General features: G+C 61.8%; 8 protein-coding genes and 1 pseudogene. 6 read left to right on the forward strand and 3 right to left on the reverse strand.

What is annotated here, in order from left to right:
- Positions 1-38 precede the first annotated feature (38 nt).
- Positions 39-887: a hypothetical protein gene (locus tag ACLJPY_RS39910; RefSeq protein WP_410596153.1), complete on the reverse strand. Its 849-nt coding sequence runs from the start codon at positions 885-887 to the stop codon at positions 39-41.
- A gap of 747 nt (positions 888-1634) precedes the next feature.
- Between ACLJPY_RS39910 and rlmN the strand changes: the two genes are divergently transcribed.
- Together rlmN and ACLJPY_RS39920 are read left to right on the forward strand one after the other, a co-directional pair.
- A complete protein-coding gene (gene rlmN / locus ACLJPY_RS39915) occupies positions 1635-2741 on the forward strand; it encodes a 23S rRNA (adenine(2503)-C(2))-methyltransferase RlmN (RefSeq protein ID WP_410596154.1) in 1107 nt (368 codons plus the stop codon).
- Positions 2742-2775: 34 nt separating this feature from the next.
- Complete coding sequence (locus ACLJPY_RS39920; RefSeq protein ID WP_410596295.1) at positions 2776-3048, forward strand: hypothetical protein; 273 nt, start codon at positions 2776-2778, stop codon at positions 3046-3048.
- A gap of 260 nt (positions 3049-3308) precedes the next feature.
- Here ACLJPY_RS39920 and ACLJPY_RS39925 read toward each other — a convergent pair whose 3' ends face one another.
- Both ACLJPY_RS39925 and ACLJPY_RS39930 read right to left on the reverse strand, forming a co-directional pair.
- On the reverse strand, positions 3309-4208 hold the full coding sequence (locus ACLJPY_RS39925; RefSeq protein WP_410596155.1) for a hypothetical protein: 900 nt from the start codon (positions 4206-4208) through the stop codon (positions 3309-3311).
- Between the two features lie 160 nt (positions 4209-4368).
- Positions 4369-5544, reverse strand: a complete 1176-nt coding sequence (locus ACLJPY_RS39930) for a hypothetical protein (protein ID WP_410596156.1) — start codon at positions 5542-5544, stop codon at positions 4369-4371.
- A gap of 527 nt (positions 5545-6071) precedes the next feature.
- On the opposite strand from ACLJPY_RS39930, the pseudogene ACLJPY_RS39935 reads away from it, so the two are divergent.
- The 4 genes and pseudogenes from ACLJPY_RS39935 to ACLJPY_RS39950 all read left to right on the forward strand — a co-directional run.
- Positions 6072-6644, forward strand: a pseudogene (locus tag ACLJPY_RS39935) (radical SAM protein); the annotation flags it as partial.
- Positions 6645-6676: 32 nt separating this feature from the next.
- Complete coding sequence (locus ACLJPY_RS39940) at positions 6677-6952, forward strand: hypothetical protein (RefSeq protein ID WP_410596296.1); 276 nt, start codon at positions 6677-6679, stop codon at positions 6950-6952.
- A gap of 389 nt (positions 6953-7341) precedes the next feature.
- Positions 7342-8658, forward strand: coding sequence for a DUF6119 family protein (locus tag ACLJPY_RS39945; RefSeq protein WP_410596157.1), 1317 nt, complete (start codon positions 7342-7344; stop codon positions 8656-8658).
- Positions 8645-9049 carry a DUF6119 family protein gene (locus tag ACLJPY_RS39950; protein ID WP_410596297.1) on the forward strand — a complete coding sequence of 135 codons (405 nt, stop codon included), beginning with the start codon at positions 8645-8647 and terminating at the stop codon, positions 9047-9049. The genes ACLJPY_RS39945 and ACLJPY_RS39950 overlap by 14 nt, the downstream gene beginning before the upstream one ends.
- Positions 9050-9525: the final 476 nt, after the last annotated feature.

A 9525-nucleotide genomic window follows, 5' to 3' on the forward strand; every position in this document is an offset into this window, starting at 1 on the left:
CCGTCAGGGTCGGGTCGCCAGGCCGAGGGACGCCTGACTCAGTCATGTGTGTGGGCCCCCCTCGTAGCGCGGCGTTTGTGCCGAAACAGGATCTGCGCGACGTTGTTGCTGGTGACCGATTCGTAACTCTCGGCGCTGAGCAGCTCAGCGATCTCACCATGGCTGTAGCCGAAGGCAGATGCCGCAACGATGACCCTGGTCCGCTCGTCCGGCAAGGCGTCGAGCCCTTCGGCGATCTCTGTCCATCGCGCTGCGACTTCAGCTGGATCATCAGCTGCGGGGCCGAGCGGCTTGCCTGCTCCGTCGAGATCAGCGGCATGTCCAGCGCTGCGAATGCGGAGCTTCTGCTCGTGCTCGCTTCGCCAGGCTCGGTAGATGCCGGGAAAGACCAGAATGCACGATCCGATGAAGTACGTGCTCAGCGATGCGCCACCTTCTACGCTCCACTCGCCCCGGACCAGAGCTCTCTCGTGGAAGAGCGCGATTCCCTTGACTACGGTATCGGTGGCCAGGTCAACCCGATCGTCCTCGGTCCAACTCGTCGGGGCGGAGCCGACCGGTCGGCGTCGTGTGCGGGATAGAGAGAAGATCAATCCGGTGTGTAGCCAGCCGAGGATCACTGCGTGACCATAGCGGGCCAGTTCCTGGGCGAATGCCTCCCAGGCAGGGCCGGCGAAATCCTGCGCGGCCAGCGCATCGCGAAGCTGAAGATCACCGAGCCGCCGTTGCATGGATTCAGTTGCCTGTAATCCGGCGTCAAGGTCGACGAGCTCGAGGTGATCAAAGCTAGCTGCCTCTGGTGGTATGTGCGTGTCAGCGTCGTTGGGCGGCACGTCGGCGTGCCGGTCGCGGCGACCAGCCGCGCCTGCGCGACGACGATGCATCATCCCAACCCTTCCGCCAAGGGACTGAAACTGCTACGGAGTATGACGAGGACTACCGCAGCTCGTCGACTCCACAGGAAAGACCTCAACTCCTATGCAGCGATCGCTCATGCCTATTACGCCCGCTTGCGGAGAACTTGGCAGGAGACTTCTCGCAGGTCAGCGTAAGGTTGCCAGGCGCTGTCGGCATAGGAGACACCGAGAACATCAGCTGGACATCACTCCGGGAGTGAGTCATGCCGAAGCCGTCCCTCGCGCTGCTTTCGTCACTGAGTGCGTGCACTGTTCTGACCTGGCAGGTAGTCGCGCGCCAAGTGGCAAAACGGTGAGCAAGCCGTCGAGCGCGGTTCGCGTTGTTGGTGTCACAGGCGGTGTCGCAGGCCTGGTGGCCGCGGGTGCCGCAGCAGGCTGGATCGGCGGGGTCTTACTTATTGTGGTTGTCGTTGTACCCATCGTGGCGTTATGCTGGGTCTTGGCCGATGCTGACCGCCCGCAGCGGCTAGCTCTTTTGCTCGCTGCGTGGCGTTGCGACCCTGACGAGCGGCCGCGCACGCGTCGTCGAGTCGGACCGGTGTCTAGCGAGAACAGTAAAGCACCTTCTGTGGAGTGAATCTGCGGACTGCGGGCCGGAGGTGGCCATCAGTGCAGCCGGGCGATCTCAGCCGCCTTCTGCTCAAGTTAGTGACGCGGGGCACTCCGGCGAGGGTGGTTCGGGCGCCCCGCGCGGGCGCGTGGGACACTGGTCCGGTTATGACTGCCCTCCCCCTCGTCTTCGACGCGCCCAAGCGCGGCCTGCCGCCGCGCCACCTCGCCGACCTTTCGGTGTCCGAGCGCGCGGCCGCGGTCGCCGAGCTGGGGGAGAAGCCGTTCCGCGCGAAGCAGCTGTCGAACCACTACTTCTCCCGTCTGACGGTGGACCCGGAGGAGATGACGGACATCCCGGCGGCGTCCCGCGCGCGGCTGGTCTCCGACTTGATGCCGACGTTGCTGACCGAGGTGCGCGCGCTGGCGGCGGACGACGGCGCGACGCGTAAGACGCTGTGGCGCGCGCACGACGGCACGCTCCTGGAGAGCGTCCTCATGCGCTACCCGGACCGGGCGACGCTGTGCATCTCGAGCCAGGCGGGCTGCGGCATGGCGTGCCCGTTCTGCGCGACCGGCCAGGGCGGGCTCGACCGGAACCTGTCGACGGCGGAGATCGTCGACCAGGTCCGCTCGGCGGCCGCGGTCATGCGCGACGGCACGATGCCCGGCGGCCCCGGCCGGCTGTCGAACATCGTCTTCATGGGCATGGGTGAACCTTTAGCGAACTTTGTCCGAGTTGTGAAGGCTGTTCGCCGGATCACGGACCCCGCGCCGGGTGGCCTCGGCATCGGGCAGCGGTCGGTGACCGTGTCAACCGTGGGTCTGGCACCGGCGATCCGCAAGCTTGCCGACGAGAAGATGCAGGTCCGTCTCGCGGTGTCCCTGCACACGCCGGACGACGAGCTGCGCGACACGCTGGTGCCCGTGAACAACCGCTGGTCGATCGACGAGGTCCTCTCCGCCGCGCGGTACTACGCCGACACCTCCGGACGACGGGTCTCGATCGAGTACGCGCTGATCCGGGACATCAACGATCAGCCGTGGCGGGCGGAGCTGCTCTCGAAGCGGCTGCGCAAGCACCTGGGCCAGCTGGTCCATGTCAACGTGATCCCGCTGAACCCGACTCCGGGCAGCAAGTGGGACGCCTCGCCGAAGCCGGTCGAGCGGGAGTTCGTGCGCCTGGTGAACGCCGGCGGGGTCGCGTGCACGGTGCGTGACACCCGAGGCCAGGACATCGCCGCTGCCTGCGGCCAGCTGGCCGCTGAAGGCTGATCTTGTTCGTTTTGATGATGGAGTGTTTGTCGTGATGTATGCGCCCAGCCTGTTGGATCCGGCTGCGGAGGAGCTTCGGCTCGCGGACGTCGTCGGCCGCGGCGCGACCGAGGTGGCTCGTGAGGCGCGGACTCTGTTGGGTGAGCGGTTCAGCTCGGTGACGTTCATGTACGTGCTGATGCGGGCGTTCGAGGTCGAGTACACCGCGGCGCGGGATGCGTCGCGGTGGCACGAGTTCCACGGCGGCCCGCGGGCGCTGTCGGATGCTGACTTGGAGAAGCTGCTCGCCCCTTGGCTCGACCGCTGACCACTTCGATCACTGCCGGGTGTGACTCAGTTGGTCGCCTAGGGACGATGTCGTGGCGGCGAGCGTGCTAAGTAGCGTTATTTGCCATGGATATCCTGGTTTCAATATAATCCTATTACGCCTGCCGTTAACTGCTCTTCTGATCGCAGTCAAAAGCCAGTCAACTATTGCCAATCCAGCCAGCAGGTCGCGATAGTCGATGCTGCAGCGCCACTGTTTCAGGGAGCAAATATGAGGATGCCTGCAATCTTGAGGTGTATCTACGAAAACTCGGGAGGGCCGCCTTCGGCTACAACGTCCAACTGTGTGTCGAGAAGGTTCTCGGTTAGGCCTCGCGGGCTCCCTCGTTGGAGCATGCCAATCGCAGCTTGACGCTCATCTTCGTCGCTGAGATTTATTTCGACGTTAATTCCACCGCGAAGCGTAACCTTGCCTTTGAGGGTCGACTTGTTTAAGTATGAGGATATAAACTTTGCAATTCGACTCTTGAAGTTCTTGAGATCCCTGACTTCCCAGTAGTCGGATACGCCAAAAGTAGCTTCTCTGAGTAAATGGTCTGAAGCGACGATTACGCAAGCGGGAATATCTGCTCTTCCAATTATGCTAACAGTTGCGTTGAAGAGCCTTTCGGCGAGTTGCTGGGCGCAGTACCTGCGCTCGCTCTCGGCCTGGGAACTCTCAGCCGCTGGGTCGTAAGGGATGACATACAGGGGGCGAAGTTCGTCCGCTTCGCCCTCGACAGCAAGGACTCTCTCGCAAAGGGCGGCGACAGAACTTGACTCGTCCAGGCCTGGAATAACAAGTTCAGCCCAGAGGCCTTTGTCATCGATGGATAGTGCAAGAACGCCGGACGGCGGTGGCTCTATGCCGTAGCTGCGGATCTCCGCAGATAGAGCCTGGAGGGTTTCGAGTTGCTGGTTGCAGTCGTCCGAGTCTAGGACGTAGGCCACAGAGGCTGCGCCCGACGTTCCCAGGGCTGCGTTCGGGTCACTACAGGCTGCAAGGAGCTTGCGCCCCTGGGTTGCGGTGCTGGAAGCGGGTGAAAATCCTTGAGCTTTGCACTCAAGCACCAAGTGGTCGTCGGTACTTATGTTCCTCAGCAGTACGTCTGGCTCGGGTGGATCGGGGTTGAAGCCGGCTTCGACAAGCTTCTTGCGCACGTCTGACGAGAACGCTAACCGGCGCTCGAGGCTTCTGAGGTCAAAGCCGTGGGCGCGATAGACGGGGCGGGCGCCTGGGCCGACCGCCCTGCTGGTCCGGACTAGCCATATGCAGGCATTAACTTGAAAGACTGGGTCTCGCGTCAGTGGCGAAGTGTCATCAACCAACTCGTGCCACCCTGCTTGAGCCTGGTATGAGATCCGAATATTCGGCCTCGCCGATGTAAGCCTTAACCCGCGGGTCCACCATGCGTTGAACATTGGATACCAGCCGATTAATGGTGTTCCCGCACGTGCCCTTTGGTAGGATTGCCACCAGGCGCTCAGGTGTAACTTCCATGAGCAGCGGCTGCCACAGATGTTGATCGATGGCGTTTGCGTGGAGCTTACGGTCGCTTAACCACGTCGCGTACCCGCTAATTCGGAAGCGATTCCTGCGATTGTTAAATAGGTTGATCATCCATCGTTTAAACACATCGTCGGCGAGTGGCTCACTGAATACAAGCTCTGCAACGGCGCCGTCGAGAGAAAATCCGCTTCCGGCGGTTTCGCGCTGGGAAACCCATAGGCTTTCTTCGACGCTTCGGGTGAGGTCGGAGTACAAGTCCACGACGTGCAGCAAGGTGCTTCGATGGTCAAGAAATGAATCGCTTCGGTTAGTCACTTTTCCGTCGTAGTAAAGATCATGGCCTCCGCCATAATCGGATGGAATACGAAGATGTGTTACCGAGGCCAAAGGAGCGTAAGTCTCGCGCAAAGGGACCATCTGCTCCTCGATAACGTCGAGGCGATCGACCATCGTGAATCGAGATGTACGGCGTTCGTTTTCAAATTCGCCTGCATCCGCAGGCGACTCAAATACGGACTCGTGCTCAAAAGTGATCCGGCCGTAGCGCCCTCCACCGTTTACGGAACGAACGTAGTTCCATAGTGACATGAAGTTCTCTGATGATAACCATATGTGGTCAAGTAAAGGGTTTTTGGCGACCGCCTGGCGAACAAGTTTATCGGACGAGGCTGACGGCAGGAGGGTGTAGAGTGCCAAAAACCTAGTCCCTATTGGTTCGATCACGGCAAGGCCATTGAGGCTTTTATCGACTAGTCGGTAGGCTGACTCGCCGATGTTCTCGCATCTAAAGCCACTTCTGCTCAACACCGCCGGGATTGACGTTTCCCGAAGTCCAACTGTCTCAAGTAGGTAGGATTTTTGGAGGCCAGCCGCGAGTCGCTTCTTTGTAAGACTTTCGGTGACGCCTCCTGTAAGTCCGTCAAAGTAGTCGAAGTAGCGCTCGAGGTTGCCAAAAAAAGGGATGTCGGCACTTGGCGGTATGTGCATTAGTCACCTCCCCCCTCAGCCTCGCCTCGCTGCGATCGTCTCCGCAGCGATGCCTGTGTTGGATCTATCGCGGTGTGCCTCTGAATCGTTGCACGTTACGTGCGAATTCGCCAGATCGCTACTGGATGACGGAGTCGGCAGCGTATCGACGCGGTATCGTTAAGGTAACGATGTCGGAAGATTGCTGTCGTGGTCTTGCGGCGACGTCGAACGGGAGGTCTCGCGGCGCTTTGACGAGGCGGTCAGGTGTCCGAATTGGCCAACAGGGGCCGCAGGCATGGAGTCGAGCGAGATCGAGACTGCTCTCGGGCTTGGCGCGGTCGATCAGGTTTGGCAACCTGGCGCGCGTTGGCGGGGCGGCTGGCGTTGGCGGCCGCGTGAATGCCCCGCTCGGGGGTTGGTGACGATGATCTAGAACTGGGCTCCGAGTGAGTCCGACGGCAGCGCATACACTGTGACTGAGGTCATAGCTGACGTTCGTAAGGCTTTGAGCTGCAGCTTTATGTAGAGATCAAAGTTGTAAAAGGGTAGGGATGGGTGAGCCGCTGGCGAACTACAAGCGCGTGGTGGCGGCGGTGCGGCGGATCACCGACCCCGCGCCGGGCGGTCTGGGGATCGGCCAGCGGTCGGTGACGGTGTCGACGGTGGGCCTGGCGCCGGCGATCCGGAAGCTGGCGGACGAGAAGATGCAGGTGCGGCTGGCGGTTTCGCTGCACACGCCGGACGACGAGCTGCGGGACACGCTGGTGCCGGTGAACAACCGGTGGTCGGTGGACGAGGTGCTGTCGGCGGCGCGGTACTACGCGGACACGTCGGGGCGGCGGGTGTCGATCGAGTACGCGTTGATCCGGGACATCAACGACCAGCCGTGGCGGGCGGAGCTGCTGGCCAAGCGGCTGCGTCAGCACTTGGGCCAGCTGGTGCACGTCAACGTCATCCCGCTGAACCCGACGCCGGGCAGCAAGTGGGACGCCTCGCCGAAGCCGGTCGAGCGCGAGTTCGTGCGCCTGGTGAACGCTGGCGGCGTCGCCTGCACTGTCCGGGACACTCGTGGCCAGGAGATCGCGGCTGCCTGTGGTCAGCTGGCCGCTGAAGTCTGAGTTTTGTTCGTTTCGATGATGGAGTGTCTGTCGTGATGTATGCCCCCAGCCTGCTGGACCCGGCTGCGGAGGAGCTTCGGCTCGCGGACGTGGTCGGTCGCGGTGCGACCGAGGTGGCTCGCGAAGCGCGGTCCCTGTTGGGTGAGCGGTTCAGCTCGGTGACGTTCACGTATGTGTTGATGCGGGCGTTCGAGGTGGAGTACACGGCGGCGCGGGATGCTGCGCGGTGGCACGAGTTCCATGGCGGGCCGCGGGCGCTGTCGGACGCCGACCTGGAGAAACTGCTCGCTCCGTGGCTTGACCGCTAAGCGGTCGGCGTCAGCGGCTGCATTCGGGCTACGCGGATTCACCGCATGATCGAAGCTGTCGGCGAGATTCTAACGATAGGGGCCTCACCTTCGTCCCCGCTGTTCGCGGATTTGGACCCCTTCGGAAGCCGTCTGACGTTTCTGCAACTTCCGGTGACCCTGCATATTCGCGGTCAAAAAATGTCGGTACTGGCGATGAGTCCATTATTAACCAGTAGCAGCTCAGCTTGTCCTACTCATCCGCGGATATGACAAATCTGGGACAAATATCGTCCAGGGATGTTGTGCAAACTCGCCTTCGATCAGGTGTTCGTTACGTTGGCCCGCCGATCCGGTGTAACCCGGGCGTGAGGGTGGACTACGCACGGTGAGTTTGCTGCTCTAGTGTGATGAGCAAGGATGCCGCCGACACGATCGGCGATGCCGATGGGGCGCCGACGTCGCCGACCCGTCAGATGACGGTGTACCGGATGCTGCCTGCCAAAAAGGTCACCGAGCTGCTCGCGCGCAAGATTGTTGAGGAAGACGGCGAGTTCACCCGCACCGAGGTCATGGTCGGGGATACTCCTGGCGTCCTCGTTTACGGCGAGACCGAGGTCGCACCCGTCGAATGGGCGGACGCGGTCACGACCTTGACCCAGGTCGAGATCGAGTTCACCTCGACCGCAGCCTCGGCGGCGTTGCTGGTAACCGTGGACGGGGTGAATTACGCGATCGCGTTTGGTCATGGGAGATATTACCTGCGCGAAGGGAAGATCGACACCCAGTTCGGGCTGGATATCGCGGTGCGCCTACTGGACCCGGACCAGATCCGCAAGATCACTCGGTGGGCGCTGAGCGCGAAAGCCCGGGTTGATCAGAACAATGTTCCTGGAGGACAGGGGCTGTGGGCGTTCGGGCTGCGCGAACACGCCGAGTTGGTGCGCAACCTTGCCGGCCAAGTGCGGGCTGAGGTGATGCCACAAATCTCCAACGTGCGCCGACGTGGGCACTACCGGGGTTTCCGCATGAGCATCGTGTGTTCGGCGTCAGTGCAAGTGCGACTCGGGATCGAGGGTGAGTCGCTGATCGCCGATCTGCGCGAGCTGAACCGGGTCATTCGCGACGTCGATCCGCACCCCCAGTTAGATGCGCTTCAATGGGTGCGGCGCATGCCCGCGGACGACCCGATGGTGGAGCTGTTGGACTCGGCCACCGCTGATCTTCTGGTTAAGCCCGACCCCACCTTCGGGGAGGTCGGGATCGCTTATCCCGCCCGTTACTACGACGGTCCCGATGTGCACCGCTATCGCGGGTGGATCGGCAACGTCACGATCAACACCGACGACTTGACCATAGACGACATCCAAGCCGGGGTCGGCGCGCACAACCCTGACGAATACTGGCAAATCCTATCCACCGGGCGCATCGAAGGCCTTGACCAGCAGTCGCAAAGCCTCGGCGACGACGTGTCTGCGCTCAACTGGCTCGCCGCTGAAATCATCGACCCCGACTGCCGGTATATTCTGCTTGACGGCGGCTGGTACAAGCTGGGCGAGCAGTATCTGGACTATGTGGATCACGTGGTGAATGACGCGTTCGCCCGCGCCCCTCCTGGAGTCTGCCGCCTGGCGAGACGCGCCGCCCGACGCCAAAGGCCGCTTCGTCGAAGGCAACTACAACACCTACGTCGCCGCGAAAGACACCCGATTTCTGTGTCTAGATAAAAAACTCATCACCAGTCGCGCGCACCGTCGCGGCATCGAAGCGTGCGACCTTCTCGGCCCGGACAACGAACTCGTGCACGTGAAGAAATTCAGTAGCGACACCGGATCATCGGTATTAAGCCACCTGTTCGCGCAAGGCTTGGTAGCGGTCGACACCTTCTTGTCTCATCCCGACACGTGGGAGCAGTTCCGGGACAAGGTGAGGGAGCAGGATTCCGCACGCGCTGGTGCGCTCGGGTTGCGCCCGGCCGGCCTGGTGTATGCGATCCACCGGTCAGACCGGTCCCTTAACCCGAAAACGCTGTTCACCTTTGCCCGTTCAGCACTGGTGTCGGCGTCGCTGGCGCTGTCCACCTATGGGGTGCCGTTGCAGATCCTGGTGATCCCGTAGTCGCAGCTGAACTCCGAGCCGGATGCCCCCGGAACTTCTTCGCGGGTTCGGTGACCACTGGGCTTTGGGTCGCCAGCGGCCAGCTCGCGATGTGAATGATTCCCGCGATGGGGCGTGAATTTTTGCTACGGAAAGTGATTTCGATATCGATTACGTTCGACGGATTCGACGTAAGACTTTGCTGCTCGGCAGAATTCTGCTACGGGGCGCGTACCGAAGGTGTCAGTGACTACACATAATCGACTTGCTGCTTGGAGTGAGTGAGTTGGCTGTGGATCTCGCAGGTCCGGCCTACCGGCTGTGGCGAGCGCTTCGCCGATGGCGGTCATCCGGCGTCGCTCCCTCACCCGAGCAACGTTGGGAGCCGGTACCAAAGTCCAACTCGGGGGCCCGTGGCTTCTGGCGATTGTGTCGCTCAGACGTGGGTGCGCCCGGCGTATCAACATGATGTGCTCCGCCGTGTTCGGGCGGTCGAT

The organism is Amycolatopsis sp. lyj-23, assembly GCF_046549135.1.
In the GTDB taxonomy this organism is placed as follows: Bacteria; Actinomycetota; Actinomycetes; order Mycobacteriales; family Pseudonocardiaceae; genus Amycolatopsis.